Origin of the sequence: Micromonospora sp. CA-249363, from assembly GCF_050950185.1 — a bacterium.
In the GTDB taxonomy this organism is placed as follows: Bacteria; Actinomycetota; Actinomycetes; order Mycobacteriales; family Micromonosporaceae; genus Micromonospora.
In genome coordinates this window covers 1,899,503-1,925,722 of sequence record NZ_CP192020.1, presented here as the reverse complement: position 1 = coordinate 1,925,722, position 26,220 = coordinate 1,899,503, and the positions used below count along the sequence as shown (strand labels likewise).

The window sequence follows — 26,220 nt, the reverse complement described above, 5'->3', positions numbered from 1 at the left end:
TCAACCGACCTCTCGTCCCGAGTGCCGCCCGCCACCCGGCGATTATGCAGGTCACGCGCGGGGTAGTGCCCGTCTCGCAGAAGATCATTCGGCGGCCGCGTCCGGTCCGCCCGGCGAGAGGGGCATCACCGGTGCGGACCTGGGGGCGCGACGCCGTAGCGCGGTTGCGGGGCGACGGGATGACCGTGGTCGAGCTGACCGCCGCCGCGGTGGTCGCCTGGATCGTGGCGGCGGTGGTGATCCGTCACCCGGACCCGTTCTACGCACCGACCGCCGCGCTCGTCGTGCTCGGTGAGTCCCGCGGGCGACGGCTGCGGCAGACCGTCGAGATCCTGCTCGCCGTGGCCGCCGCCGTGCTCGTCGCGGAGCTGCTGGTGTACGCGCTGGGCCCCGGCACCGGCACGGTCCTGCTGGTGCTGTTGCTGACCACCACGACGCTGGTGCTGATCGGAGCCCGCCGAGCCCTGGTCGTGCAGGCCACCGTCTCGGCCATGTACCTGGTGGTGGTCGCCGCGCCGCATGGCACGCTGATGCCGTTCCGCTTCGTCGACGCGCTCATCGGCGGCGCGGTGGCGTTGGCCGCCAGCCAGCTCATGGCCGCTCGCGACCCGCTGGCGCCGCTGGTGGCGCAGGCCCGGCGCAGCTACACCGACCTGGCCGACCTGCTCGACCAGGTGAACGCGGCGTTGCAGGGCTGCGACGAGGACGCCGCCCGCGCCGCGCTGGACCAGGCTCGGCAGGTGGACGACTGCGTCGCCCACCTACAGACCGCCGTGCTCGCCACCGGTGAGACGCTGCGGCTGGGACTGCGCCGCCGGCACCTGGGCAAACTCGCCGACGTGGAGGCGACGCTGCGGCAGCTCGACTACGCCGCCCGCAACATCCGGGTGTTGGCCCGGGCCGGCGTGACCCTGACCCGCCGGCACACCGCCACACCGCCGGAGCTGGCCGCCGCGATCGGCGCGCTGACCGCCGCCGTACGCTCCGCCGGGGAGGCTCTGGCCAGCGACCTCAGCGGCGCGGATGCCGACCGGCACGCGCACCGGGCCGACGCGGCGGCCCTGGAGGCGGTCCGGATCGCCGCGGGCCTGCTGCGGTGTGACCCGCCGCTGCCGGTCACCATGATCGTCGGGCAGATCCGGGCGACCGCCATCGATCTGCTGCGGGGCGTCGGCCACGACGACGTGACGGTGCTGGACCGGGTGGACGAGGCGCTCGGTCTGAGCCGGGCGTGACGCCCGTAAGCCGACGGTTCCGACTTCGGCGGTGACCGCCGCGGCCTGGTCGCCGGCGTACAGCAGGTCCGCGGCCGTGCGGCCGAACGAGTACCGTCAGCGGGTGCTCGATCCAACGATCGTCTTCGACACCTCCGGTCCGCTGGAAAGCCCGCTCACGGACGAGGCTCTGCGTGAGGTGGAAGCGCGGCTCGGACGCAAGCTGCCCGCTGCGTACGTCGACCTGGCCCGGCGACACAACGGCGGAGTGTTGGCCCGTGACGCTCACCCCTCGCCCGGCCGAACCTCCTGGTCGGCAAACTACGTCGCGGTGTACACACTGGCGGCGATCGGCCGGACTGCCTCCTTCAGCCTGTGCGGCGAGCTCGGAAACGCGTTCTGGATAGCGGAATGGGGCTACCCCGACATCGGCATCTACATCGCCGACTGCCCCTCGGCGGGCCACGACATGATCGCCCTCGACTACCGATCCCCCGGCGAGCCGACCGTCGTGCACGTCGACCAGGAATGGAACTACCAGGTCACTGTCCTCGCCCCCGACTTCGAGACGTTCCTGGACGGCCTCGTCGACGAGACCGAGTTCGACGAGGACAGCTGACCGCCCTTCTCGCCGCAGCGCCAGGCGCAGACCCCGCAGAACCGTGGGCTCTCACCAGCGAAGAGATCGCCCAGCCGGCACGGTTCCGGATAGCGAGCACCGCGTTCGACGAAGGTCAGTACATCCAGCGCGACGGCAGAGGACTACGCATCGACGACGCGTTCGTCATCCGTTGAACCGCGGACGACCACGTGAGGGCGTACCGATGACACAGCGGCCTGTGCGCGACCGAAGTCCGACGGAGCTTGAGCTGCCTTCGCCTTGAACGCCCGTCGCACAGTCCCCTCGTCCACAAGGTCGTAGAAGTCGTCGTCGGGCGGCAGAGACTCGGGAGATTCGCCGTTCAGGCGGCGCTCCAGGACGTTCTCCAGGAAGCCGGCAGGCTCAGCCAACCCGAAGTAACGCAGGGCGCTGACCGCGTGTGTGACGCGGACCGGCTCGTTGACTTCCAGAGCGAAGCCCAGGCCGCCACCCATCGCGCAGTTGTAGAACCGCAGCATCGACGCGAGCTGCTCGATGCCCGGTGGGGTTCCGGCAGGAACTTCACCATCGGCCCCGTAGTCAGCGGCCGCATTCCAGACGAGGTCGAGGTCGTCCAACCCACCATCTCCAAGCTTGAGCAGCCGCGACAGCGCGGCGATCATGTCACATGCCTCGGCGGCGTGAATGGCTCGGCTCACGTGGCGGCAGTCGCAGGCGGTGAGTAGCTGTACACGACATAGCCTCTGTAGACCGCGATCTTGTCGTACAAAGAGCGAGCTTCGGCGTCGACCTCGGTGTTCCAGTACAGGCGCGGGGCGCCGTGCTTGTCGGCATCCTGCGCCACCCTTTCGATCATTGCCGTGGCAATACCTCGCCGTCGCACTTCCGGCACGACGAACAATTCAGCCAGATAGCATCTTCCGGCCCCCCAGACGCTGGCGTGGAACAGGTAATGCGCGATGCCCACCATTTTTCCGTCGAGCCGCGCGCAGATACCCCGGATCTGCGTACCGTCGATCAAGCGTTGCCAGGTTCGTTCGTAGCCACCGTCGTCGACCTCGGTGGCGGGCCGGCCCGGCCGGCCCGCCCAGTGCGTGTGGAAACCCCGGGTCAACGCTTCCCACTCGTCGCGGTCGGCTTGCCTCAGCGGGCCGATGCTCATCACGTTGCCATCCTCCTGCCGCTCTGCGCTCCGGGCGACAATGGTCCCGTGGTCACCTACGTCCGTTGGTACTGGTCGGATGACGACCGGTGGAACTACGAGGAGCTGGACGCCGATGGGTGGGCGAGGCCGGCCCAACGGCTTCGGTGATCCCCCGCGATCGACAGTTCATCCGACGGCCCGGCTGAGCACCACGACCTGGGCTCTCAGAAGGCCACGGCCGCGTTGGTCTACCGGCCGGCTCGCAGCTCGGTAAGAACCTGTACAACCTCGGCGCGGACCTGTGTCGGGCAACCCCAGTAGTCGTAGATGCCACCGCGGTCGCCGTTGTGACCACAGATGACGAACACCCCGGTACCGAGCCGGCGCTTCAACTCGGTGGCAAGCCATCCGACGAACCCGCTGTTGTCCAGTTCGGGTGGGAAGTGAAATGAGAACACCGTGAAGCGCTCCCCGTCGGTCGCGCCGCCCGGCGCTAGCCAGGACCACCGATCCTCGTCGCGCACCACGGCCAGCAGGTCAACCGTCAAGGCCGGTGGCTGAGTGAGCGGCGCCTCGAAGAACGACCACTCACCGTCAAGTATGACCAGTTCCGCGGCCGCGATGACTCGTCGCAGCCGCTGCGCGGTCTCGTCACGGGACTCCTGGCTGATGCTGACCACGCGATGATCTTCCCCCATGACGGCAGCCAACGCAGTCGCCCTCGACACACCGCTGCTGGCCGGGCGTGACTCAGGGTCGGGCGGCGCCCTCGACGCTGCTGCTTGTCTGCGGCCGGAGTGCGGTCAACAGGCTGTCGAGCTGACCCCACGCTCGCGCGCTGGCGACGTGGTCAATGTAGTCCCGGGACTCGATGATGAGCCCATCGCGGATGCGCATCACGAAGACGCACGGCACCCTGAATCCCTCACCTGTCTCGACGACCCGCCCCTGATAGGCAAACTCGGCGACGATCACCTCCGGGTCCGCGGTCTCATGAATCCTCACGTCGACCGGCTTACGGTTCAACGTCCGGCCGACCGGAGGTGTCGCGGTGAAGTGCTCGTGCAGTTCACTGCGGCTGTGCAGCGGTGGCGGGCTGAGGGGGTGAAACGGATGCGTGACGTGGGTCTGTTCGCCGTACAGGTCGGCCAGTTCCTCGTACGGACCGTCACAGACACCGTTCACCAGTCGGAGGAAAGTTTCGCGTGGGGTACTCATGCCGAGCTTCCTTCGAATCGGTAGATGTCACGTGTGGGCCATGCCGAGGGCCACATTCGGGGACGACCCGTACCCATCGACGGCACCCTACCGACCCCAACCCCGGTGTGACTGCCCCGAAGCCCGCCCTGCCCGGGAGCCGCCACTGCGGTGCGATGGCCATCAGTCGGGCGAAGCCGTTGCGGCACCCGAGCACCTGCACCTCGTCGAGGGTCTGCCCGTTGAACGCGGCGCCGGTGGCCTCGAGGGAACGGGCGGCCGGCAGGACGGGCTCGTGATCTCCGGCGCCGGATTGGAAAGAGGTGCCACAGATTCGTGTACGAGCTCTGCTGACCCGTCCGCGAATCGCTGATCCGACAATTGACCCCATCGCCGATAGTGGAATTCACGATATTCTGGCGACCACCGTTGAGATGGTATGGGGGATATGGGGTGAACGAGGAGAAGGCTCAGGAAAACACTCCACCTGGCAGCTCGGATGGCGTCTCTGACGAAGACGCGTCGCCCCCGACCATCGAAGGCAGCGAAGCCCCGCAACCCCGCTCTCCGTCACGTCTGTGGGAAGCCGTGGTCGCCGTCTCCACCGCCGCCGGGGTGATCGTGGCGCTCGCCGTCGGCCTGCCGAATCTCCTGTCGGACAGGTCTGCCGAGTCCGATCGCCTCTCGGCGTCCGCGCCCCCGGCGTCGTCCCCGGCGCCGTCGCCCAGCTCCGCACCGCCTGTCGTGATCCTCACGCCGACGTCAACAGATGGCGCAACCGTGAAGTGCGTGAAGGACTCCTGCGCCATCGAGGTGCGCGGCCGGACGCGCGCGGCGACCGGGCTGCATTCGTATGTGTTGATCGCACGGGAATGCTGCCCCGGAGACGCACCGCAGTACTACGTCCAGTGGGATTCCACGAAGGAGGTCCCCGGTGGGGACTGGGCCGCTCTGGCCTACGTCCAGAAGCCGCCGGTCGACGCCACGTTCCAGATCAAGGCGATTCTCACGACCTCTGTCGTGCGGCCGAAGCCCGGAGCCGATGACCTCATCGTCTGGTCCGACGACATGACGAAGTCCGTCGGACTCGTCGCGGAGACGCCGACGGTCACCGTGAAAGTCGCGCGCATCGTCCAGGCGACCGCGTTCTGCGACTGCTCATAGCCCGGTCTGCTGTGACCGGAATGATGCGCCGGATGCCACGCAGAGCGTTACGGCCTCGGCATGGATCGGAAACAGTGCCGGGCAAGCATCGGACGGGTGAGCGCATCGTCTGCGATCGATACGCACTGTCCCTACTGCGCCATGCAGTGTGGGGTATCCCTGACGATCAGCGACGGGCCGCCTCTGCTGGCGCCCACCGAGTTCCCGGTCAACAGGGGCGGTCTGTGCGCCAAGGGATGGACGGCTGCCGACCTTCTCGACCACGGTGACCGGCTGCTGAGTCCCCTCGTTCGCAAGGATCCCGGCGATCGCACCAGCCCGTTGCGACCGGCAGACTGGGACGAGGCCCTCGACCGTGTCGTCGACGCCATCCGTACCAGCCAACGCCGGTACGGCCCCGACAGCGTCGGGGCCTTCGGTGGCGGCGGACTGACCAACGAGAAGGCGTACGCGCTGGGCAAGTTCGTCCGGGTGGCGCTGCGGTCGGCGTCGATCGACTACAACGGCCGGTTCTGCATGTCGTCCGCGGCGACCGCCTCGAACCGCTCCCTCGGCATCGACCGTGGCCTGCCGTTCCCCCTTGCCGACATCGCCCAGGCGCAGGCCGTGCTGCTGGTCGGCGCGAATCCGGCCGATGCGCTGCCGCCGTCCATGCAGTACTTCGACGCCGGACGGGCCGCCGGCGCACGGCACGTCGTCGTCGACCCCCGCCGGACGACCACCGTGGGGGGAGCTCACCTCCACCTGCAGCCGCTGCCGGGCACGGACCTCGCACTGGCCAACGGGCTGCTGCACGTCGCGATTCGCGAGGGCCTGGTCGACGAGACGTACGTGCGCGACCGCACCAGCGGCTTCGACGCCGTCCGGGCCACCGTCGCGGCGTACTGGCCGGACCGGGTGGAGCGGATGACCGGCGTACCGGAACGGGACCTGCGCGAGACGGTACGGCTGCTGGCGGACGCACCGTCGGCGATGGTGCTCACCGCTCGCGGCGCCGAGCAGCACAGCAACGGCACCGACACGGCGCAGGCGTACCTCAATCTGGCCCTCGCCCTGGGCCTGCCCGGGCGGCCCTACTCCGGCTACGGCACGGTCACCGGGCAGGGCAACGGGCAGGGTGGCCGCGAGCATGGGCAGAAAGCCGACCAACTGCCCGGTTACCGGCGCCTGGACGATCCTGCGGCGCGCGCACACGTCGCGGCCGTCTGGGGCGTCGACCCGGATGAGCTGCCCCGGCCGGGCCGGTCGGCCTGGGAGATGCTCGACCGGCTCGGGACCGACGACGGCGTACGCGTGCTGCTCGTGCTCGCCAGCAACATCGCCGTGTCGGCGCCGCACGCCAACCGGGTGCGGGACCGGCTGCACGCGCTGGACCTGCTCGTCGTCTCCGACATCTTCCTCTCCGAGACCGCAGCCATGGCCGACGTGGTGCTGCCCACGGCTCAGTGGGCGGAGGAGGACGGCACGATGACGAATCTGGAGGGACGCGTCATCCGCCGTAAGCGGGCGATGTCACCGCCGCCGCAGGTCCGCACTGACCTGCGGATGCTCGCCGACCTCGCCGGCCGGCTCGGCCGCGGCCGCTACTTCGACGACGATCCGCGCCGGGTCTTCGACGAGTTGCGCCGAGCCAGCGCCGGCGGGCCAGCCGACTACGCCGGGATCACCTACGAACGTATCGAGGCTGAGCAGGGGGTCTTCTGGCCATGCCCGAGCGAGGACCACCCGGGTACGCCCCGGCTGTTCACCGACCGGTTCCCGACGGCCGACGGGCGGGCGAGGTTCTTCCGGGTGGAGCACCGCGATCCGGCGGAAGTGCCCGACGCCGACTACCCGTACGTGCTGACCACCGGCCGCAACATGCAGCAGTACCAGAGCGGCAACCAGACCCGCCGGGTCGCTGCCCTGACGATGGCGCTGCCCGACGCCCGGGCGGAGCTGCACCCGGACCTCGCCCGCCGGCACGGCATCGCCGACAACGACGTGGTGGAACTGCGCAGCCGACGCGGGCGGGCCTTCTTCCGGGCGCGCCTCACCAATGGCATCCGCCGCGACACCATTTTCGCACCGTTCCACTGGGGCGGCAGCTCCGCCGTGAACGCCCTGACCGACCCGGCGCTGGACCGCCATTCGCGGATGCCGGCCTTCAAGGCCTGCGCGGTGTCGATCGCGCGCGCGGGCGGCCCGGACGACACCGAGCTGCTGACCACTAGACCGCCCAACCCAGCGTCTCAATGATCAAGGGGGCATCGCTGTGCACACCACTCCCCGTTTCCTGCAAGGCGTCTACAGCTTCGAGGGCAAGGGCCTCGACCGGCCCGGCCTCGTCGACGGCACGCTCAGCTACGTGGTGCCGGGCGGCGTCGTGGCCCAGCCGGTCTACTTCCGCGGCGGCAATGCCAGTGCTGAGCTGATCTGTGTCCTGCTCATGCGCGACGGCCAGCCGATGCGGTACTTCCCGATCGGCGCCAGGTCCGACGTCCACGTGCCGCTGCGGGTGGTCGAGGACCTCGACGCCGGCACCGGTATCGAGCTGCACGTGGCGGCGCCCGCCGGGGTGTCCGGCACCGTGATCGTCGACCTGGGTCTGGTCGAGGTCTGATGGACGTCGTCGACCAGCGCCGACGCCTCGTCGTGGTGGGCAACGGGATGGCCGGCGCCCGCACGGTCGAGGAGATCCTCGAACGCGGCGGGGGCGAGCAGTTCGCCATCACGATGTTCGGCGAGGAGCCGTACGGCAACTACAACCGCATCATGCTCTCCAACGTGCTCTCCGGGGCCGACGACGAGGCGGGCATCTTCCTCAACGACATGTCCTGGTACGCCGAGAACGGCATCACGCTGCACGCCGGCACCCGAGTCACCCGCATCGACCGCTTCGCCCGACGGATCTACGCGGACGACGGCACCGAGACGCCGTACGACAAGCTGATCATCGCCACCGGCAGCCGGGCCTTCGTCCCGCCGATTCCCGGCATCCACCGCCCTGGACGCGGCTACCACCAGGGCGTGTTCGCGTTCCGCACCATCGACGACACCCGCAACATGGTCCGGTACGCCCGCGAGCACGAGCGCGCGGTGGTGATCGGCGGCGGCCTGCTCGGTCTGGAGGCGGCACGTGGCCTGCAGAATCACCTGCCGCACGTGACCCTGGTGCACGCCGCCGGCCATCTGATGAACGCCCAGTTGGACGCTCAGGCGGGCGCCATCCTGCGGCGCAGCATCGAGCGACTCGGTATCGAGGTCGTCCTCGGCGCGCACACCACCGAGGTGCTCGGCAAGCACGCCGTGACCGGGGTCAAACTCAAGGATGGCCGAACCATCGCCTGCGACGTCGTCGTCGTGGCCGCCGGCATCCGGGCGAACGCCGAGATGGCCGCGACCAGCGGACTGCCCGTGGAGCGGGGCATCGTCGTGGACGACCAGATGCGCGTGCAGGACGAGGTCGACATCTACTCGGTCGGCGAGTGCGCCCAGCACCGCGGCGAGACGTACGGCCTGGTGGCTCCACTGTGGGAGCAGGCTCGGGTGCTCGCCGACCACATCACCGGAACGAACCCGAACGCGGCGTACCACGGCTCCCGGCTGGCCACGAAGCTCAAGGTGGCGGGCGTGGACGTCGCGTCGATGGGCCTGAAGGAGGCGGAGCGCGACGACGACGAGACGGTCGTCTTCGCCGAGCCGCGCAAGGGCGTCTACAAGAGCGTCATCATCCGCGACGACCGGCTGGTCGGCGCGACTCTCCTCGGCGACGTTCGGAAGGTCGCCTTCCTCATGCAGGCCTTCGACCGTGGGCTCCCCCTGCCGAAGGAGCGGGTCGAGATGTTGTTCGACCTCGGCGCGCCGACGGCCGCGGTGAGTGCCGCCGAGCTCGGCGACGACGTGCAGGTGTGCAACTGCAACGGCGTCACCAAGCGGGCGCTGGTCGGCACCGTACAGGGTGGCGTGAAGACGCTCACCGGGGTCATGGACGCCACCCGCGCCGGCAAGGGCTGCGGGTCGTGCAAGGGCCTGGTCGCCCAGATCGTCGAGTGGGCCGCTGACGGCAAGGTCGAGGACGACCCGGCCGCGAGCTGGTACGTCCCCGGTGTGCCGATGCCCAAGTCGGAGCTGATGGCGGTGATCCGCGAACACGGCCTGAAGTCCGTCTCCGCGGTGTTCGCCACGCTCGTGCCGGGCGGCGCGGAGGACGCGAAGAGCAAGATGGGCCTGGCCTCGCTGTTGAAGATGATGTGGGGCGACGAGTACGTCGACGAACGCGACGCCCGCTTCATCAACGACCGGGTGCACGCCAACATCCAGCGCGACGGCACCTTCTCGGTGGTGCCACAGATCAAGGGCGGCGTGACCACACCGGCGCAGCTCAAGCGGATTGCCGAGGTGGCCGAGAAGTACTCCGTACCACTGGTGAAGATCACCGGCGGCCAGCGCCTCGACCTGCTCGGCATCCGCAAGGAGGACCTGCCGGGGGTGTGGGCGGACCTCGACATGCCGTCCGGGTACGCCTACGGCAAGAGCTTCCGTACGGTGAAGACCTGCGTCGGCTCCGACTTCTGCCGCTTCGGCGTCGGTGACTCCACCGCTCTCGGCATCGCGATCGAGGACCGGTTCAAGGGCATCGAGGGCCCCGGCAAGATGAAGCTCGCCGTCACCGGCTGCCCCCGTAACTGCGCCGAGGCGTACGTCAAAGATCTTGGTGTTGTCGCCATCGACGGTGGCAGGTGGGAGATCTACGTCGGCGGGGCGGCCGGCGCCCACGTACGCAAGGGCGACCTGCTCGCCGTCGTCGACTCGCCCGACGAGGTCATCACGCTGACCGGCCGGTTCCTGCAGTACTACCGGGAGAGCGCGAACTGGTTGGAACGCACGTACGCGTGGGTGCCCCGGCTCGGCATCGACCACATCCGGGCGGTGGTCGTCGACGACAGCGACGGCATCGCGGCGCGGCTCGACGCGGCCATGGACGCCTCCGTGGCCGCCTACCGCGACCCGTGGCTGGAACGGCGCGACCCGGCCACTCCAGGGCAGTTCCGCACCTCTCTGCCGTTGGCGGTCCTGCCCCAGGTGCCGGTTGACGGCGCTGGCCCGGCATCCGCGAGGCGGGCGTGATGGCCAAGCTCGTCGCCGTGGAACACCGGCTCGGACCGGTCGACGAGATCCCTCCCGGGGAGGGGCGCGCCTACGCCGTGGGGGCCGACATGATCGCCGTGTTCCGGCTGCGTGACGGCAGCCTGCGCGCGGTGTCGGCCGTCTGCCCGCACGCCGGCGGGCCGCTCGCGGACGGCCTGGTGGACATGACGGTCGTCGTCTGCCCTCTGCACCAGAACACCTTCGAGTTGGCGACCGGCTGTTCGACCACCGGACAGTCCCCGCTCACCGTGTACCCGGTCCGTGCCGACGCCGACGGACGCCTGGTGGTGGGCCTGCCGCCCACCTGAGGAGCGAATCGATCAAGGTTTCGAGCCGACCGACGACTTTCCCTGGGAGGAACCATGACCACGGCCGTGCCCGGCAGCATCGAACAGGACCGGCGCAGCCTCACCCTTCGTGGGCACTGGATCGACGACTGGCGGCCCGAGGACCGCGTCTTCTGGGAACGCCGCGGGTCCCGCATCGCCCGACGCAACCTGATCTTCTCGATCTACTCCGAACACATCGGCTTCTCCATCTGGACGATGTGGTCGGTACTGGTGCTGTTCCTCGGGCCGCGGTACGGCATCGACCCCGCCGGGAAGTTCCTGCTCACCGCCGTGCCCGCACTGGTCGGGTCGGTACTGCGGATCCCGTACACCCTTGCCGTGGCCCGGTTCGGCGGCCGCAACTGGACGATCATCAGCGCGGCGCTGCTGCTGATCCCGAGCCTGCTCGGCGCCTTCCTGATCCAGCCCGGCGTCTCGTACTCGACGCTGCTGCTCATCGCCGCGCTGGCCGGCGTCGGCGGTGGGAACTTCGCCTCCTCGATGGCCAACATCAACGCCTACTACCCGGACCGGCTCAAGGGCTGGGCGCTCGGCATCAACGCCGGCGGCGGCAACCTCGGCGTCGCCGCGGTCCAGCTCGTCGGCCTGTTCGTGCTGGCAGTCCTGGGGGCGGGCCATCCCGGCGTCGTCGCCGGCATCTACGTTCCGGCGATCGTGCTGGCCGCACTCGGATCCGCGCTGTTCATGGACAACCTCAGCCATGCCCGCAACGAGAAACGGGCCATGCGCGACGTCACCCGCGAACCGCACACCTGGATCATGTCTCTGCTCTACATCGGCACGTTCGGGTCGTTCATCGGCTTCGGGTTCGCCTTCGGCCAGGTGCTCCAGGTGCAGTTCGCCGACACCTTCGACACCCCGGTGAAGGCCGCATACCTGACGTTCCTCGGACCGCTGCTCGGTTCGCTCATCCGTCCCGTGGGCGGTGTCCTGGCCGACCGGCTCGGCGGGGCCCGGGTCACCTTCGTGAACTTCGTGGCGATGGCGGTCGGCGCGTCGATCGTCCTGGTCGCCGCCCAGCAACGCTCGCTGCCGTTGTACCTGGTCGGCTTCATCGCACTCTTCGTGTTCAGCGGCGTCGGCAACGGCTCGACGTACAAAATGATCCCGGCGATCTTCCGGGCCAAGTGCGGTGTGCGGTCGACCACCGCCGGCGCGGCCGACCCGCACGACCGAGCGGCGGAGCACGAGGCACGGCGCCTCTCCGGCGCGCTCATCGGAGTCGCGGGTGCCATCGGCGCGTTCGGCGGAGTCCTCGTCAATCTTGCCTTCCGGCAGTCGTTCCTGACCTACCAGACCGCGGACGCGGCCTACATCGCCTTCATCGTCTTCTACGCGATCTGCTTCGTCATCACCTGGTTCGTGTACCTGCGCCCGTCGTCCCGTCGACTCGAAGGCGTCTGACGGCGATGACCACGCCACGGCGCAGGCGGCCGGCATGATGCACGGTGGGACACACGCTCCTGTTGTAAGCCATCGTGGGTGCCCAAGGCTGGCACTCGCCGCGCGGCACCGGTCGGCCCAACTGCCCAGCCAGCAGCCGGCCGACCGCCGTACTAGCCTCGACCGTCGGGGTGCAGCAGGACCTTGGTCCAGCCGTCGTTACGGGCGTCGAAGTTCTGGTATCCCGTTGGCGCCTCGTCGAGCGTGAGTTCGTGGGACACCAGGAACGACGGGTGGGCCTTGCCTGTGGCGATGAGGTTCAACAGTTGCCGGTTGTAGGCCTTCACGTTGCACTGCCCGGTTGCCATGCTCTGCCCCTTGAACCAGAACATGCCGTAGTCGAACGGCACCTTGCCCTGTTTCTGCAGCTGGTCCGGCGACCCAGGGTCCATCGGCACGTACACGCCGACCACGCCGATCGTGCCGCCGAACCGCACGGAGTGCACGAGGTTGTTCAACGTCAGCCCCGACTTCTCCTGGCCACTCGGGTCGTGCGCCTGGTAGCCGACGGCCTCACAGCCGCGGTCCGCGCCCATCCCGCCGGTCTGCTCCAGGATCTGGTCGACCGGTGACCCCTTCGAATCGTCGATCGGGATCGCGCCGATCTGCTCGGCCAGGCGTAGCCGGTCCGGATGGCGGTCGACGACCATCACCTTGTTGGCGCCCTTGATGATCGCGGAGTACGCGGCGAGCAGGCCGACCGGTCCGCCACCGTAGACCGCCACACTGTCGCCAGGTCGCACACAGGCAAGCTCGGTGGCGTGCCAGCCGGTCGGGAAGATGTCCGACAGCATGACGTAGTCCTTCTGCCTGCTCATGTCCCGGGCGTCCGGCGGCAGGACGAGGCAGTTGAAGTCCGCCCACGGCACCCGCAACAGCTCGGCCTGACCGCCGCTGTACGGACCCATGTCGGCGTACCCGTAGGCCGCGCCCGCCATGCCCGGCGCCGGGTTGGCCACCAGGCAGAACGCGGTCAGACCCTGGTTGCAGTTCGCACAGGACCCACACGACACGTTGAACGGCAGGCACACCATGTCGCCGACCTTGACCAGATCGACCCCTTCGCCGACCTCGATCACCTCGCCCATGTTCTCGTGCCCGAGCACGCGTCCAGGCTCCATGTCCGTGCGCCCGTCGTACATGTGCAGGTCCGACCCGCAGATGTTCGTCGTCGTGATCCTGACCAGGGCATCCGTCGGTCTCTCGATTCTCGCGTCCGGAACCTCCTTGACGCTGACCGTCTTCGGCCCCTCGTACACGACAGCCTTCATCTGCGTTCCCCCGTAAGAATTTGCTCACTGCGGGGGCCCATGCCCTCGCTGGCCTTCACATCCTCGCAGACGTTTCCGAGCCTTTGACCCGTTTTGCCTGACCCTGGAGACAGGACCATCCGCCGTCGGTCCAGGAGCGGGAAACGAGGTGGTGTCGCACGAAGACCATGGATGCAGGAGGCGCGGTGACACCTGAGCCGCCGATCAGCCGGTGCCCCTTGCCGGTGGGCAGCGGGGGCACCGACGCAGCACCAGGCCGATCAGTCGGCTTCGACCAGGAGCCGGGCATAGTTCGCCATCGACCGCTGATAGCGGGGCAGGTGCCTGGCCAGCGCCCCGACGGCGACCGAGACCGCCTCCCGCTCCCGGCCGATGCTGGTCAGCGCCAGGGCCAGCGTCGCGCTGACCGCGTCGTCGAGCTCGTCGGAGCCTCGCTCGCGCTCCTCGGTCAGCAGCCGGACGCTCTCCTCAGCCTGCCCGATGTTCCGTAACGAGCTGGACATCTGGATCACCGCGCGCCGCCTGCGGATGCCGTCGAGACCCAGCTCCAGCGCCCTGCGGTAGAGCGGGACCGCCTTGTCCGAATGACCGGTCGAGTCCCAGGCGCAGGCCCGCTCGAACGCCGCCACCGGATGATCCGGCCCCAACTCGTCGGCGAGGACGCCGACCCGCGTGCGGAACTCCTCCTCGTCCGAGCCGTCTGGTGCCGCGTTGAATGCCGCCCACAGGCACGCGCTGCGCTGCTCCCAATCGGCGTTCGGGTTCATCGTCCTTCTCCTCGCGACTGTCGGTTCAATGGGAGCACTCTGCGATCACTGATATCGTCGCCGCGAGTGATTCGGCAGAGGCCGAACCTTGTGCTCCGGGAGGTGGGGCGGATGGCGGTCACGCTGCGGTTCAGCCCCGTCGACCTGCTGCGCTGCCGCTTCGCCATCTCGCCCATGCTCGAGACGCTGTCCGCGGTGCGCCTGCTTTCCCCGCGCGAAGCCGTCGGCCCACACGGCCGCTGGCTCGACACCGTCGACACACGAGACCTCGACCTACGCCCGATCGCCCTGCTCCAGCCGCGTCGCGGCTACACCCCCGACTTCCTCTCGCCGCCTCCGGTCAGCCCACACGCCCGGTTCGAGGACGAGCTCGGGGCCCTGGCAGCCACCGACCATGGCCGGGTACGCGCCGAGGTGCGCCGGTCACTGGCCGACACACCGGGGGCGGCCGAGTCGCCTATCGGACGGCTGCTGCTGGACGACCCGGCCGTCGTGCTCAAGACGCTGGCCGCACTCGTGAGGCAGGCATGGCAGGCTCTGGTCGAACCGGTCTGGCCGCACGTACGCGGGCTGCTCGACGCCGACGTGGGCTTCCAGACCCGGCGTCTCGCCGAAGGCGGCCTGGACCGGCTGTTCGCCGAGCTGCACCCGCGATTGCGGTGGACCAACGGCGTGCTGACCCGCGACCACGGCGACGACGAGCATCGGGACCTGCGCGGCGAAGGTCTCGCCCTGGTGCCCAGTGCCTTCAAGTGGGACCAGGTGGTGGTCATCGTGAATCCGCCCTGGCAGCCCACGGTGGTCTATCCGGCGCGAGGGCTCGGCACACTCTGGCAGCCCCTGTCCACCGATCGGCACACCGCTCTGGGACGGCTGATCGGCAAGACCCGGGCGGGGCTGCTGCTCAGTCTCGACGAGCCGGCCAGCACCACGACCCTGGCCCACCGCCACGCGCTGGCTGCCGGGACGGTATCCGAGCACCTGTCGGTGCTGCGCGACGCCGGCTTCGTGGCCGGGCAACGACACCGGCACGAGATCCGCTATCGGCGTACGCCCCTCGGCGATGCCGTGCTCCGTTAGTACGGTGTCCACAGACGTCGACCGGGTCGCCGGTGGTTGTTGCTGATCGGCGCCCCTTCCGGGGCCGTCGCTAGCTTGGACCGTGCCGAGTTCGGCATCTTCGGCTATCGGGAGTCTGGCCTGGGGATGTGGATGCCGGCGGAGCGGAGTTTGGCTTCGACGAGTGTGACCAGTTGGGCCGAGGCCGGTGCCTGTTCTTCGCCGTGGTGCGCGACCAGTTTGTATCGGGTCGCGGCCTCGGTGCGGGCTTGCAGGCCGGTCACGATTTTCAAGTGTGCGGGGTTGGCAAGATAGTGGTCGGCGATGGCGGTGGCGAGCTCGTCGATGCGGGCGTCATCCGGCGCCCAGGTCGCGGTTTCGGCGGCGCGCTTGCTCAAGGCGACGAACCGGGTGTCTTGCAGGGCGTGCTCGACGTGGGTGAGGTAGTCGTCGAAGCCTTCGGGGACCAGGGCCTTGGCCAGCACACAGCTTTCCCGGGCGGCCGTCACCTCGTCGGCGGTGAAGCCCAGGCCGGGCATCTGTTCCAGCAGCGCCACAGCACGGTCCGGCAGCAGCGCCCGGTTGCCGTCGGCGAGCCGGTGCAGTGTGTCACGCCGGGCGGTCAACTCCTCGATCCGTTTGGTGAGCTGCCGCTCCACGTCGGCGACAGCGTTGGCGAACAGTGCGCTGTCGGCGTCGAGCAGAGGCCCGATCTCGGCCAACGGCACGCCCGCCCCGGCAAGGGTCCGGACCTGGACCAGTCTCAACAGATCGGCCGACCCGTACCGTCGGTAGCCGGAGCTGTCGCGCTCGGGCTCCTTGACCAGGCCGAGCTTGTGGTAATGCCGCACGGTCTTGACCGTTACGCCGGCGAAGGCCGCCGCCTGCCCGATCGTGACTTCGTTCCTCATCTGCTCAGCCTGCCTTGTGCCCTACCTCGGCCACGAATTGGCACACGTACGGCCGAGCATGCGACCGGCCACGCCGAGCTCGACGAACTCGGCGTGGCCCTGGTTCGGGTCCTACCCGATGCACCGCCGGAAGCGGTCGCCCCTTGAGGCGTATGGGTCACCGGTGGTCAGTGCGTCGGCCGAGCGGGATCGGCCTGCCCATCGCAGAACACCTCATTGATGAGCCGCTGTGTCGCCTGCTGAAACGGCACAGCCAGCGACAGCGCGGCGTCGTCCACATAGTTCAGCGTGGCGGTCAGGGTCCTGCTGCCATCGGGCGTGCCGTACATCAGCGCCGCGTGACCCGCGATGCCGCCGTTGTGCGTGACAACGGTGCCGCCCACGCCGGTGTCCTGCACAAATACCCCCAGGCCATAGCCCATGTTCGGGATGGGCGTCGGGTGCGGTGTGCACATCTCGGCCAGCAGTTCAGGCGTCAGGAGCTTGCCGCCCACCAGCGCGGAGATGAACGTGTGCAGGTCCTGGGTGGTCGAGATCATGTTGCCGCCGCTGGAAATCCAGGAGGGGTTGTGGCGGGTGACGTCGACGGTCTTCTGCTCGCCATCGTCCTCATACCGGTAGTAGGCGTGAGCGTGCGGCTCGGGGACTTCGGTCTGGGTGGTCGGCGCCACGGTGCCCGTCAGTCCGAGCGGCCCCAGGATCAGTCGCTGCATCTCCTCGGCGAACGGTCGGCCGGTGACGTTCTCGATCAGCAGCCGGGCGAGCACGTAGTTGGTGTTGGAGTAGCTCCAGTCCGTACCCGGTTCGAACCGTGCCGGCTTGGACAACGCCAGCCTTACCAGGTCCTCCGGTTGGTAGGTCGCGAACCGGTTGTCCACCCAATCCTTGCCCGCAGTGGTGGCGGGGATGCCCGGCGCGAACGTGCCGTCGGCGTAGTACTCGCCGGTGAAGTTGAAGATGCCGCTGGTGTGCTGCAGCAGCATCCGCACCGTGATCCGCTCGTCGAGTCCGAGGGCGGGCAGGTAGTCGGCGGCCGGGGCATCCAGAGCGATTCTGCCCTCGGCCACCAGTTGCAGGACCAGGCTCGCGGTGAAGGTCTTGGTGTTGCTGCCGATCCGGACATGCCCGTTCGTCGGCGGCTTCGCGGTCCCGCCCAACTCGGCAACCCCAGCGCTGCCGACCCACTCGCCCCGCTCGTCGTGCACGCGCAGCGTGATCCCGGCGATACCGGAGTCGACGATCTCTTCGATGACCTTCTGCAACTCCGGGCGGTCCTGCTCGGCCAGGGTGATGGACATGTTCGTTCGCTCCCTTGAACCTGTCGTTCGGCGCGCCGTGCGGCGTGCCGATGCAGGGAGCGTGCACCCTGACCCAAGGTCAACCTCAACCATGACCTGCGTCACTGCTCGCGGGCCTTCCGCTTGATGACCGGCGAGATCCACGACATAGCTGCTCAGAGCGCGGCTCCCCGACATCTCGAGAGCCATCAGCGCCGGCATCGGCGGTCGAACTGTTGTCGAGCTCGACCGCCGACGGATCTATGCCGGCTCGCGCACGCCGCCGGCGTTGCCACCATCGTCCGGCATCGGTTCGGTCGGGGCTTCGGGCAACTCGTCAGGCGTGTCGGGTAGCAGGATGCCTGGATCGTCGGGCACCGGCTCACCTGGGTCGATGGGCGGATACTGTTCGGGGTCGAGGTCCGGTTCGGTCATCATGCGAGTATCCGTCGTCTTCGGCACTGCCGCTCGTCGGCGGCCGCGAGCCGGACGGTCTCCCCCCTCACCTCAGCAGCTCGCGCAATCACCCGAGCCGAACGTTCAACTCCCGCCGGGATTTCACAAGGTACGAATGTCGTCCAGCCGGACGCTCCACAAACCTGTCCCGACCTCGGTCAGGAGGAGCTCGAGCGACAGGTCCGAACGTCCCTCCTCCACCGTCCAGAGCGACATGACAGCGGCGACCCGGCAAGGTCCGTCCCCCTCGACGGCAATGAGGTCGAGATCTGGAGGCAGCTCACCACCGGGGGGCAGGGTGACGGTTCGACCATAGGTTTCCACCGCGTTCCTGATTTCTTCAGCAGACAAGAGGTCTCCCTCGGTCACGTTTTCGAGGGTGACGTACTCTCTGTCCGCCCGCAGGCCGAGCACCACCCGGATGGCGGCACCCACAGCAGGCTCAACGACCCATCGCCTCGCGCCGAATCTGCTCGAATTCGGCAGCCATCGCGGTGGCCAGGGCCTGCGCGGCGGACAGCGGACGAACCATGACCGTGAACTCATCGATCAGACCGCTCTCATCCAGATGCAGGAAGTCACAGCCCTCGACAGCGACCTCACCCATCCGCGCCTCGAAGACCAGCGCGTGATCGCGAGCGCCCTCGCCGCTCAACTCGCGGACGTACCGGAAGTCCTCGAACACCCGCAACACACCCCGCAGGATCGCAGCGGTGATCGCCTTGCCCACATAGGGCTTGAACGCCACCGGGCTGCGAAACACCACGTCGTCGGCCAGGGCCGCCTCAACGGCATCGAGGTCACGCGCTTCAACCGCCACCCGAAAGTCGATCACCACCCCAGCGTACGGGCACTGCCAGGGCCCTCGCGGCGGTCAGTAACGGCCGAGGTTCTGGCTGGGTGCCATCACGATGCGTGGAGAGGCGTCCGGAGCCAGCCACTCCAGTACCCGGAGCAGGTCGGACTGCGTCAACGAGACACAACCGGCGGTACCGCCGCTCCCCATGACGTGCAGGAAGATGCCGCTACCGCGGGCCGGGGTGGCTGCCCTCACCGGGATGTTGTAGTTGATGACCGCGAAGTAGTTGTACTGCGGCACGGTCTGCCACAGAGCCTCGCTGTACCCGCCCGGGTTCGTGCCGTGGACAAAGCTGTTGTACGTGGGCGAGCTCGGATTCTCATCCCAGTAGTCGTCCGCCACCAGCCGGTGGTAGCTGTACTTGACGCCAGGGTTGGCGTGCACGCCGTACATGGTGGAGCCGATGCCATAGACGCCAGTGGGCGTCGTGGGGACGCCCTCCACATGGCTGTCGCTGAATCCCTTGGTGCCGATCCGCGCGCTCATCACCCCGAACTTCGACCGCCACACGCCGTTGGCCTTCTCGAACGTCTCGAGGGACGCGACGCTCGTACCGTAGCCGTTGCTGTGGACGACGATGAGCTGGCGGGTGCTGGCCGGAATCGTGTGTAGCCGGGAGGCGATGTTGCTCTGCGCGGCCGGCGTCGCCGCCTTGCTCGTCGAAGCGCGCGACGGCGACCGGCTGGGAGACGGCTTCGTGGACCGGCTCGCCGAAGGCGACGGGGACCGGCTGGCCGAAGGGGATGAGGAAGGACTTGCGGGGTCAGTCGGTCCGGGAGCGCCGGTCACCGAGGTATCGACCGGAGCCGACCCGGCGTCCACGGTGCCGTTCCGGCCCGGATGTGCGCAGGACGTGAGTCCGAGCCCGCCGAGCAGCGCCAGCGCAATGGCACCGAACACAGCCCGCCTGAACGGCCTTCGCATTCCTACTCCCTCAATGGTTCTTGATGTCAGCCAGCCGTGCAGCCGGAAGGCGACCGCGAGTCCGGGGACTCCTGCCGCGTCGTTGGTCTGGGTTCGCAGGTGCGACCCTCGCACACGGCGAGGGGCCGCGCTGGAGATCAACTGACGCCTCTCCTACGGCGTCGTCGGTCTGGCCGGCGTTACATTCCAGGACGGCGCTCGCCGAATCGAGAGCATCGTCGGCGACCGGGACGACTCGGGCAGCTTCGGCCGCATCCCGCGTATGGCCCTGCGGTCGTACCGGATGAGTTGCGGGCATTGCGAGTGAGTGGGGAGACGCTGCTGGCGATGTCCGGCATGCTGTGGGCATGACCGAGGAACCGCAAGGTCGTTCCACCCGTCCCAGCGACACGGCGCTCGCTGCATCGCCAGTGATCTCTGTGATGTTGATCGTCTCCGACGCAGACGCCGCGGTCGCCTGGTACAGGACTGCGCTTGGCGCAACCGAGTTGTGGAACCTTGGTGGCGTGGCCGGCCTTGAGATCGGCGGCGCCCCCTTCTTCCTCCACCAGGTCGATCCCGAGAACCCCACAGAGACCAGTCCCGGCCAGTTGGGAATCACGAGCACCCGCATCGAGGTGTTCGTCGATGACCCAGACACCTTCATCGAGCGCGCCGTCGCGGCTGGCGCAGTCGCCGGAGCGGCAATCGAGGAGCACCGCGTGCCCTGGGGGACGCATCGTCAAGGTGGCTTCACGGACCCGTTCGGTCACAACTGGTCCGTGGGCGACAAGTCACCCCTGGGCCCGTTCCCCCGTTGATCGGGCGAGCCTGCTCGTTCGTTCCAAACCTGGTGGTCGTAGTCCGGGTCCGGCGGGATCCACTTGTAGGAGCCCTTGTTGTGGTGGAGTTCCCGTCGCCGGGCCGCAGGAGGCTCACCGAAGCCAGCCGAGGAAGCGTCTGTGCAGCGCACCCGCCGGCACCCAGGTCAGGTCCTCCGAGGCCCGCACCAGCTGGGCACCCAGGTAGATTGCCAGGGAGATCGGAGCGTCGTCGAACTCGGCGCGTAGCTCGCGCTGTCGGGTGCGGCAGGGCCAGGGCGCATCGCAGCCACCGCAGCTCCAGATCGGCAGCACCGGGCCGTGCGTGGTCATGCGCGACCTCCGAGCAGCGCCGCCGCCATCGACCGCGCCCGCCGACTGGTCGCCCAGTCCACCCGCCAGCATGGGTACGTCGTCACGGCCGCTGCCCCGTGACGGCAGCGGCCAGGACGTCGACGCTGACCAGCACTTCGAAGCACCACGGGACGGCGCAGTCCGCCGTGGGCCAACTGCAGTCCGGGCCGTGGCCGTACACCCAAGCGAACCGCGGGTCGTGGGACTCGTGGACCTTGACGATGACGATGTCGTGGCCGGTCTGGCCCTCGATGCCGGGGCTGGGCTGCCACTGGCCGGGCCGCACCGACACCCGTGCGCCGGGCTCGGGCAGCTGCCGGCCGCTCACCGCGCCGGCCCGTCGGGGCGGTGCCCCTGCGTCATGGTCCGGGCGCTGGCCAGAACCCGCCGCTTGGCCGCTTCCTGCTCGGCGGCCTGGATGCGCTGGCCAGTGCCGGGCGGTACGGGCGGCGGGGCGGGCGTGAGCAGTTGCCGCAACCTCTGGACGATGTGCACGGTGTCGCCTCCCTCGCTCTGAGGGGCGCGGCCTCACCGCTCATGGCTCGTAGTTACCGCGCCCTGACCTCAGAGTGAGGGCGAGCTAGTCAGCTATCTAGCGTCGGAGTGTCCGCCACTCCGGTTCCGGACAGCTCCCGGACACGATCAGGCGGTCGCCGCCGCCAGAGCTTGTCGATACTCGACTGTCCACTCGGCGCCGCGCTGGTCCTCCGGCAACGCGCCCAACCCAGTCCGCAGGTTGTCCACCGCCGAACCCCTGTCACCGAGGGCCAGATAGGCCAGGCCGAGTCCCATCCGACTGAACGTCGGCGTCAGCCAGTACGCCGTCGCCGGCGGCGGCTCCGACTCGGCGGCGGTCGTCAGGTCGCTGGCCTCACCGAGCAGCCGCACCGCCGCAGGCCGGTCGCCGAGCAACGCGTACCCGTGAGCGGCCTGAACCGCGTCACCAACGCGCTGCGACGGCGACGCCCCGGGCGTGTGATACGCCGCAAGGAAGTGGCGCACGATCCCCCGCGCGTTACCGCGCTGGCGCTCGATGTAGCCGCGAAAGTTCTCCGCCTGCGCGGCGAGCGGCCCGCTGTTGACCGCGTCGGCTTCCCGCGACGCCTCGATGAGGACCCGCACGGCCTGGCTGTCGTTGCGGGTCTCGGCGTACAGCCACCCGACGAACTGCGTCCACTCGGCGGCAACGGCGTGAAGCTCGCCGGCGTGAGGGCCTCGGACGTGCGCGGCGAGGTCGCGGACGGCATGCCACTGCGGCAGGCACATAGGCAGCATCATCGGCGCGGGCAGCGCGTCGTCGAGCCGCCGCTGGGTAGCCAGGATCGTGGCGAGCAGGTGCACGCCGGCGGCGTCGAGCCGGGTGGGATTGGCGGCCAGGTACGCGAGGCGGTCGCTGTCGTCGGGGGTGGTGACGGAGGGCGGGTCGACGACCATGACGGCGAGCTCCCCACCGGCATCCAGGGCGGTGTCCAGCTCGCGGGCCACTGCGCACGTGGGCCGAGCGCGGCCGCTTTCAAGGTCGTGCAGGAAGCTTTTGCTGTAGTGGGCGACGTGGGCCAGGTCGCGCAGGGACAGGCCGCGTTCAAGGCGGCGGCGCGTCAGCTCGGCGGCGAAGCGCGGGTCGACGATGGTGCGGATGGCGGCGGGCATGTGGCGCTCCCAGGTAGAGGACTGGGCGGCGCCCCGCCGGCCTCTACACCGGCGGGCCGCCGTCTCGCAGAGTACGCCCGGCATGCCCGTAAGTCACGAGCACAGGTAGTTGACTAGTCCACGTGCGGAGTATCGGTGTCTGTCTAACCTGCGGCGGTGATCTATCCCGGACAGGACCCGGTCGGCTATCAGGAGCTGGCCGAGATCCTGCGCGCTCGGATCACGTCCGGGCAGCTCAGCCCCGGTGATCGCCTACCGTCCGAACGGGACCTGTCGCAGACCTACGACGTCGCGCCGATGACCGCTCGGGCGGCGGTGCGGCAGCTACGCAACGAGGGCTTGGCCGAGGCGGTACGGGGTCGTGGCGTAGTGGTCCGCATGCCGGTCGAGGTGGAGCAGGTGATGGTGGAGCCGGGGGCGTCGGTGTCGGCTCGGAACCCGACTCCGGGTGAGCGGCGGACGTACGGAGTGCCGGATGGTGTGCCGCTGCTGGTGGTAGACCACCCGGACGGTTTGCAGGACCTGTACGCCGCGCATCGGTACCGGTTGGTCTTCAGGGCTGATTGAGTCGTCGCCCTTCGGGCCGCCGATCGGCCACCGGCAGCTCGGTCGGCGGCGCTGACCATCAGAGCTCTCCCCGGCCCTTACGGGCGACCAGCTCCAGCACCGCGATCACAGTGCCGGCACCGGCGATCTCACCCCGGGACACCAGCCCGTACGCCTCGTCGAGCGGAATCCAGGCGACCTGCTCGGCCTCGTTCACGTCCACGGGCGCACCGATGTGCTCAGCCTGCCGAGCCAGGAACAGCAGATTCTCGGCGTCCGCAGTGCCAACCCACGGTTGGAAGGACAGCAACGGCTCCACCTCATGGGGCCGCCAGCCGGTCTCCTCCTCGACCTCCCGCACCGCACACTGCGCCGGGTGCTCCTCGTCGTCAACGTAGCCACCGGGCAACTCCCACACCCACCGGTCGAACACGAAGCGGTGCCGCCGCATCAACAGCAGGCGCCCCCGATCATCGAGCACGGCGACCATGGCCGACCGGGGAGCCCGGATCACGTACTGCTCGAAACGAACCCCGTCCGGCAACTCCACCTCGGCAATGCTCAGCCGCGCCCGGCGGGAGTCGTCGACCACCCGCTCGCCGTGCACGGTCCAGCGGGTCAACTCCGTCGGCTGCTCCTGCTCCTCCACCCCGCCAGTATCCGCGCCGAACTCTCGCGACGCTTCGCATCCCGGCTGAGGCAAAGAGCCGTACAGCGCCGTCCGCATCAATGTCTAGCGATGCCTACCCTGCGCCCTTTGGGGAGGTGGCTGGTAGCCACCCGCTCGGGACGGGCATCCTTCCTGCCGGTAGTGCTAGGGCGTTCACGCGTGCTGCTTGAGGAACTCCCGGAAGAGTTGGCAGAGCTTCGAGACGGCCAGCGAGTGGTCAGCATCGCTTGCTAAGCACTCTTCGGTAGCACCATTACCGAAGGTCTCCGCCAGCACTAGGGATGAGAAGATGAGGCTACTGCTGCCGGGATGGCGAGCGGAGATCCACTCTTGGAACGCCGTCAGCTCGCCCTGACCGCGTGCCAGGGCGAACCCCGTCAGCATGGACCACGCGCGGTCGTACCTTAGCTTCCCGACGTACATGCCCAGTCGGTGATCCACGTGCCACAAGAACTCTTCCCAGCTCACGCCGGGATTCTCTCTGACGACCGCTTCGGTGTGAAGGAACCATGGTGGTGGGCTGACCTGCTTAGACGCCGGGGTGAGCGGCTGCGACAGTCCACTTACGTGCAGGGCTGTCCGTGCTTGGACGTCGTGGTTGTCACTTAACTAGTCACTTCACCGCACTCGTTCAGGGGCTGTCGCTGCCCTGCGTAGAGCAAGCTGGCTGTGTAGCCCCTCGATGAAGTCGGTGACGATCGCTGAAACTCCAGGCTGAAGGTGACCACCTTGCCGCCGAAGCTCTTCTTCCCGCAGACGCTTCGGCTTGCGCCGTCAAGGGTCATGCGCCAGCCGTTGGCACTGCCCAATGAGGCGTAGAAGCCTTCGACGGCAGCGTCCCCTGACGGGGGCGTCTTCGTATAGGAGCGAGTAACGAACGCCCCGCCCCAGTAGTTGCTACCCAACCCCCTGCAGGGTTCGAAACTGTCCGCCGTCTGCAGCTTCGAATCTGGGAAGGCTTGAACCAGCATGGGGTCGGACCTGAGCTCAGCCGTCAGCTGTGCTTCTGTGTCTGAGCAAGGGCCACCGGGATAGACAAAGGCATCGACGTAGCTTGTCACGGCCCACCAGCCGGTCGCAGCGATGAGCCCCAACGTGGCAACAGCGGTCAGCGCGATAGTGAGAACTCGACCGGGACGCTGCACGAACGCTCTCCTTGCCGAGCTGCCTGCCTTGCTCCTCGATCGTTGGACCACATCCTCAAGGACGCTCGAATCCGCCGGGCCTCGACGCCTCGACCACGGCGGACCCTTCCATCCCGAGGCTCCTATGGACGTCAACCCCGACCGCTTGACCCTCAGGCAACCAACACACCCTAGCCACCTGCGGCTTCGCCCATTCCTAGCTGCTGCAACGGTCCCCTGTAGTGCAGGGTTGTCCAGCAGCGTCCGTCGTGATCGTCACTCAGTTAGTCACTTACCTCCTCGGCGTTCGCCCCATCCTGGTCTTCGACCAAGCGGCGGAGGAGAAAACGCGCTCCATCATCTCCGGACCGCGCCCGCTGCCGTAGGTCCTCGTACCGGCCCTCCTGGTACAGCAGCCGGTTCAGCCGCCTTCGAGCGTGCACATCGCGTTGGCCGAGTGCCGCCAGCTCGACGTGACGCCCGGCGCGGGCGAGCAGATCCATGTGCCACAGGTGTGCGTTATGGCGCTCGTAGTCGCTGCTGTAGCACTCCGCAGCAGCACGGACCACCGCGATTGCTTGGTCCCAATCGCCCAGTTCCTCAGCAACGCGCGCAGTCTCAGACCAGTGGGGCACGGACATCATCGTAGGCGGCGCGGACCCTCAGCATGGGAATCGGATTGATCTACACGTTGGGTAGCCGCATCGCCCGATAGAGGAACGCGGAGCGTTCGGGTTGTGGCCGGCACGATCGCGGCGTTGGCTCGTGTTCGCCTTTGCGTCGGGCACGGGTCGGGCACATGATCGAGGGCGGCCGACGTCCCCGGTGAGAGGCTGAGCGCGTGGGACTGAACAAGAAGATAGCCGCGCAGCTTGCCGATGCACGTCTCGCTGAATGGCGACGCGTCGGCTATGGCGAGTGGCGCGCGATGCTCGACGACAAGGACGTACGCCAGGTCGTCGGCGAAGATGGCACGCGGTACAGCGTGGTCAGCTACGCCCTTGATGATGGCAAAGGGTGTGTTCGCATGTCGGTGGCCGTGGACGACGAAGGCTGGTCGGCGATCGTGCCGCTGGTGCGCGACGAGATCATGAAGCCTGATGGCATGTTCGTCGAGTGACCTCTTCGGTGCGAGGAACGACCAGCCGGCCACGAGCTGCGCCAGTAGCAGCGCCGAGGTACCCGACGGTCCCACGGAAGTCCAGGGACGTCCACCGTTGCTCGCGCCCCTTGTCACCCAGTTGGTCACCCATCTAGCCACGCCACCTGCTCTATCGGCGCACCCGGCGGAAGGCGAGATGCGTTCGGT

At 68.5% G+C, this 26,220-nt stretch carries 30 protein-coding genes; 12 read left to right on the top strand and 18 right to left on the bottom strand.

Annotated features, from left to right (window positions below; all coding sequences use genetic code 11):
- Window positions 1–131 precede the first annotated feature (131 nt).
- Both ACQPZK_RS08935 and ACQPZK_RS08930 read left to right on the top strand, forming a co-directional pair.
- Complete coding sequence (locus tag ACQPZK_RS08935; protein WP_433537821.1) at window positions 132–1,235, top strand: FUSC family protein; 1,104 nt, start codon at window positions 132–134, stop codon at window positions 1,233–1,235.
- A gap of 103 nt (window positions 1,236–1,338) precedes the next feature.
- Window positions 1,339–1,833, top strand: a complete 495-nt coding sequence (locus ACQPZK_RS08930; protein WP_433537820.1) for an SMI1/KNR4 family protein — start codon at window positions 1,339–1,341, stop codon at window positions 1,831–1,833.
- Between the two features lie 143 nt (window positions 1,834–1,976).
- Here the strand turns inward: ACQPZK_RS08930 and ACQPZK_RS08925 are convergent, their stop codons facing one another.
- From ACQPZK_RS08925 to ACQPZK_RS08910, 4 genes are all read right to left on the bottom strand, one after another.
- On the bottom strand, window positions 1,977–2,477 hold the full coding sequence (locus tag ACQPZK_RS08925) for a hypothetical protein (RefSeq protein WP_433537819.1): 501 nt from the start codon (window positions 2,475–2,477) through the stop codon (window positions 1,977–1,979).
- A gap of 32 nt (window positions 2,478–2,509) precedes the next feature.
- On the bottom strand, window positions 2,510–2,977 hold the full coding sequence (locus tag ACQPZK_RS08920) for a GNAT family N-acetyltransferase (RefSeq protein WP_433539155.1): 468 nt from the start codon (window positions 2,975–2,977) through the stop codon (window positions 2,510–2,512).
- Between the two features lie 230 nt (window positions 2,978–3,207).
- Complete coding sequence (locus ACQPZK_RS08915; RefSeq protein ID WP_433537818.1) at window positions 3,208–3,639, bottom strand: DUF6196 family protein; 432 nt, start codon at window positions 3,637–3,639, stop codon at window positions 3,208–3,210.
- Between the two features lie 70 nt (window positions 3,640–3,709).
- Window positions 3,710–4,177, bottom strand: coding sequence for a nuclear transport factor 2 family protein (locus tag ACQPZK_RS08910; protein ID WP_433537817.1), 468 nt, complete (start codon window positions 4,175–4,177; stop codon window positions 3,710–3,712).
- Window positions 4,178–4,609: 432 nt separating this feature from the next.
- Here ACQPZK_RS08910 and ACQPZK_RS08905 point away from each other — a divergent pair, with 432 nt between their 5' ends.
- The 6 genes from ACQPZK_RS08905 (at window position 4,610) to ACQPZK_RS08880 (ending at window position 12,204) form a co-directional block, all read left to right on the top strand.
- On the top strand, window positions 4,610–5,320 hold the full coding sequence (locus tag ACQPZK_RS08905; RefSeq protein WP_433537816.1) for a hypothetical protein: 711 nt from the start codon (window positions 4,610–4,612) through the stop codon (window positions 5,318–5,320).
- Between the two features lie 141 nt (window positions 5,321–5,461).
- The gene (locus ACQPZK_RS08900) at window positions 5,462–7,558 is read left to right on the top strand and encodes a molybdopterin oxidoreductase family protein (protein WP_433539154.1); all 2,097 of its coding nucleotides are present in this window, start codon (window positions 5,462–5,464) and stop codon (window positions 7,556–7,558) included.
- Window positions 7,559–7,574: 16 nt separating this feature from the next.
- Window positions 7,575–7,922, top strand: a complete 348-nt coding sequence (locus tag ACQPZK_RS08895; RefSeq protein WP_433537815.1) for a molybdopterin oxidoreductase — start codon at window positions 7,575–7,577, stop codon at window positions 7,920–7,922.
- Window positions 7,922–10,429, top strand: a complete 2,508-nt coding sequence (nirB, locus tag ACQPZK_RS08890) for a nitrite reductase large subunit NirB (protein WP_433537814.1) — start codon at window positions 7,922–7,924, stop codon at window positions 10,427–10,429. Before ACQPZK_RS08895 ends, nirB begins: the two co-directional genes overlap by 1 nt.
- A complete protein-coding gene (locus ACQPZK_RS08885; RefSeq protein WP_433537813.1) occupies window positions 10,429–10,758 on the top strand; it encodes a Rieske (2Fe-2S) protein in 330 nt (109 codons plus the stop codon). Before nirB ends, ACQPZK_RS08885 begins: the two co-directional genes overlap by 1 nt.
- 54 nt (window positions 10,759–10,812) lie before the next feature.
- Entirely contained in the window at window positions 10,813–12,204 is a 1,392-nt protein-coding gene (locus tag ACQPZK_RS08880; protein WP_433537812.1) for a nitrate/nitrite transporter, read from the top strand.
- A gap of 152 nt (window positions 12,205–12,356) precedes the next feature.
- Here ACQPZK_RS08880 and ACQPZK_RS08875 read toward each other — a convergent pair whose 3' ends face one another.
- Window positions 12,357–13,514 carry a glutathione-independent formaldehyde dehydrogenase gene (locus ACQPZK_RS08875; RefSeq protein WP_433537811.1) on the bottom strand — a complete coding sequence of 386 codons (1,158 nt, stop codon included), beginning with the start codon at window positions 13,512–13,514 and terminating at the stop codon, window positions 12,357–12,359.
- Between the two features lie 260 nt (window positions 13,515–13,774).
- On the bottom strand, window positions 13,775–14,281 hold the full coding sequence (locus ACQPZK_RS08870; RefSeq protein ID WP_433537810.1) for a tetratricopeptide repeat protein: 507 nt from the start codon (window positions 14,279–14,281) through the stop codon (window positions 13,775–13,777).
- Between the two features lie 111 nt (window positions 14,282–14,392).
- Here ACQPZK_RS08870 and ACQPZK_RS08865 point away from each other — a divergent pair, with 111 nt between their 5' ends.
- Entirely contained in the window at window positions 14,393–15,361 is a 969-nt protein-coding gene (locus ACQPZK_RS08865; RefSeq protein WP_433537809.1) for a DUF5937 family protein, read from the top strand.
- Between the two features lie 104 nt (window positions 15,362–15,465).
- Here the strand turns inward: ACQPZK_RS08865 and ACQPZK_RS08860 are convergent, their stop codons facing one another.
- From ACQPZK_RS08860 to ACQPZK_RS08835, 6 genes are all read right to left on the bottom strand, one after another.
- Window positions 15,466–16,251, bottom strand: a complete 786-nt coding sequence (locus tag ACQPZK_RS08860; protein WP_433537808.1) for a MerR family transcriptional regulator — start codon at window positions 16,249–16,251, stop codon at window positions 15,466–15,468.
- A 167-nt stretch (window positions 16,252–16,418) separates the two neighbouring features.
- The gene (locus ACQPZK_RS08855) at window positions 16,419–17,549 is read right to left on the bottom strand and encodes a serine hydrolase domain-containing protein (protein ID WP_433537807.1); all 1,131 of its coding nucleotides are present in this window, start codon (window positions 17,547–17,549) and stop codon (window positions 16,419–16,421) included.
- Between the two features lie 240 nt (window positions 17,550–17,789).
- Window positions 17,790–17,966: a hypothetical protein gene (locus tag ACQPZK_RS08850; RefSeq protein WP_433537806.1), complete on the bottom strand. Its 177-nt coding sequence runs from the start codon at window positions 17,964–17,966 to the stop codon at window positions 17,790–17,792.
- A 120-nt stretch (window positions 17,967–18,086) separates the two neighbouring features.
- The gene (locus ACQPZK_RS08845; protein WP_433537805.1) at window positions 18,087–18,419 is read right to left on the bottom strand and encodes a DUF7668 domain-containing protein; all 333 of its coding nucleotides are present in this window, start codon (window positions 18,417–18,419) and stop codon (window positions 18,087–18,089) included.
- A 7-nt stretch (window positions 18,420–18,426) separates the two neighbouring features.
- On the bottom strand, window positions 18,427–18,819 hold the full coding sequence (locus tag ACQPZK_RS08840) for a nuclear transport factor 2 family protein (RefSeq protein ID WP_433537804.1): 393 nt from the start codon (window positions 18,817–18,819) through the stop codon (window positions 18,427–18,429).
- A 39-nt stretch (window positions 18,820–18,858) separates the two neighbouring features.
- The gene (locus tag ACQPZK_RS08835; RefSeq protein WP_433537803.1) at window positions 18,859–19,767 is read right to left on the bottom strand and encodes a L,D-transpeptidase family protein; all 909 of its coding nucleotides are present in this window, start codon (window positions 19,765–19,767) and stop codon (window positions 18,859–18,861) included.
- A gap of 347 nt (window positions 19,768–20,114) precedes the next feature.
- On the opposite strand from ACQPZK_RS08835, the gene ACQPZK_RS08830 reads away from it, so the two are divergent.
- Window positions 20,115–20,567: a VOC family protein gene (locus ACQPZK_RS08830; protein ID WP_433537802.1), complete on the top strand. Its 453-nt coding sequence runs from the start codon at window positions 20,115–20,117 to the stop codon at window positions 20,565–20,567.
- 114 nt (window positions 20,568–20,681) lie between these two features.
- Here the strand turns inward: ACQPZK_RS08830 and ACQPZK_RS08825 are convergent, their stop codons facing one another.
- The 4 genes from ACQPZK_RS08825 to ACQPZK_RS08810 form a co-directional block, all read right to left on the bottom strand.
- Window positions 20,682–20,900 (bottom strand): hypothetical protein, encoded by a 219-nt coding sequence (locus ACQPZK_RS08825; protein ID WP_238668483.1) that lies wholly within the window; start codon window positions 20,898–20,900, stop codon window positions 20,682–20,684.
- 82 nt (window positions 20,901–20,982) lie between these two features.
- Entirely contained in the window at window positions 20,983–21,249 is a 267-nt protein-coding gene (locus ACQPZK_RS08820; RefSeq protein WP_433537801.1) for a hypothetical protein, read from the bottom strand.
- Entirely contained in the window at window positions 21,246–21,416 is a 171-nt protein-coding gene (locus ACQPZK_RS08815) for a hypothetical protein (RefSeq protein ID WP_433537800.1), read from the bottom strand. The genes ACQPZK_RS08820 and ACQPZK_RS08815 overlap by 4 nt, the downstream gene beginning before the upstream one ends.
- 147 nt (window positions 21,417–21,563) lie before the next feature.
- The gene (locus ACQPZK_RS08810; RefSeq protein ID WP_433537799.1) at window positions 21,564–22,571 is read right to left on the bottom strand and encodes a helix-turn-helix domain-containing protein; all 1,008 of its coding nucleotides are present in this window, start codon (window positions 22,569–22,571) and stop codon (window positions 21,564–21,566) included.
- Window positions 22,572–22,727: 156 nt separating this feature from the next.
- Between ACQPZK_RS08810 and ACQPZK_RS08805 the strand changes: the two genes are divergently transcribed.
- The gene (locus tag ACQPZK_RS08805; protein ID WP_433537798.1) at window positions 22,728–23,138 is read left to right on the top strand and encodes a winged helix-turn-helix domain-containing protein; all 411 of its coding nucleotides are present in this window, start codon (window positions 22,728–22,730) and stop codon (window positions 23,136–23,138) included.
- Between the two features lie 58 nt (window positions 23,139–23,196).
- On the opposite strand, the gene ACQPZK_RS08800 is transcribed toward ACQPZK_RS08805, so the two are convergent.
- Together ACQPZK_RS08800 and ACQPZK_RS08795 are read right to left on the bottom strand one after the other, a co-directional pair.
- On the bottom strand, window positions 23,197–23,844 hold the full coding sequence (locus ACQPZK_RS08800) for an NUDIX hydrolase (protein ID WP_433537797.1): 648 nt from the start codon (window positions 23,842–23,844) through the stop codon (window positions 23,197–23,199).
- Window positions 23,845–23,940: 96 nt separating this feature from the next.
- Window positions 23,941–24,255: a hypothetical protein gene (locus tag ACQPZK_RS08795; protein ID WP_433537796.1), complete on the bottom strand. Its 315-nt coding sequence runs from the start codon at window positions 24,253–24,255 to the stop codon at window positions 23,941–23,943.
- A 1,497-nt stretch (window positions 24,256–25,752) separates the two neighbouring features.
- Between ACQPZK_RS08795 and ACQPZK_RS08790 the strand changes: the two genes are divergently transcribed.
- Window positions 25,753–26,031, top strand: coding sequence for a hypothetical protein (locus ACQPZK_RS08790; protein ID WP_433537795.1), 279 nt, complete (start codon window positions 25,753–25,755; stop codon window positions 26,029–26,031).
- The last annotated feature ends 189 nt before the right edge of the window (window positions 26,032–26,220 follow it).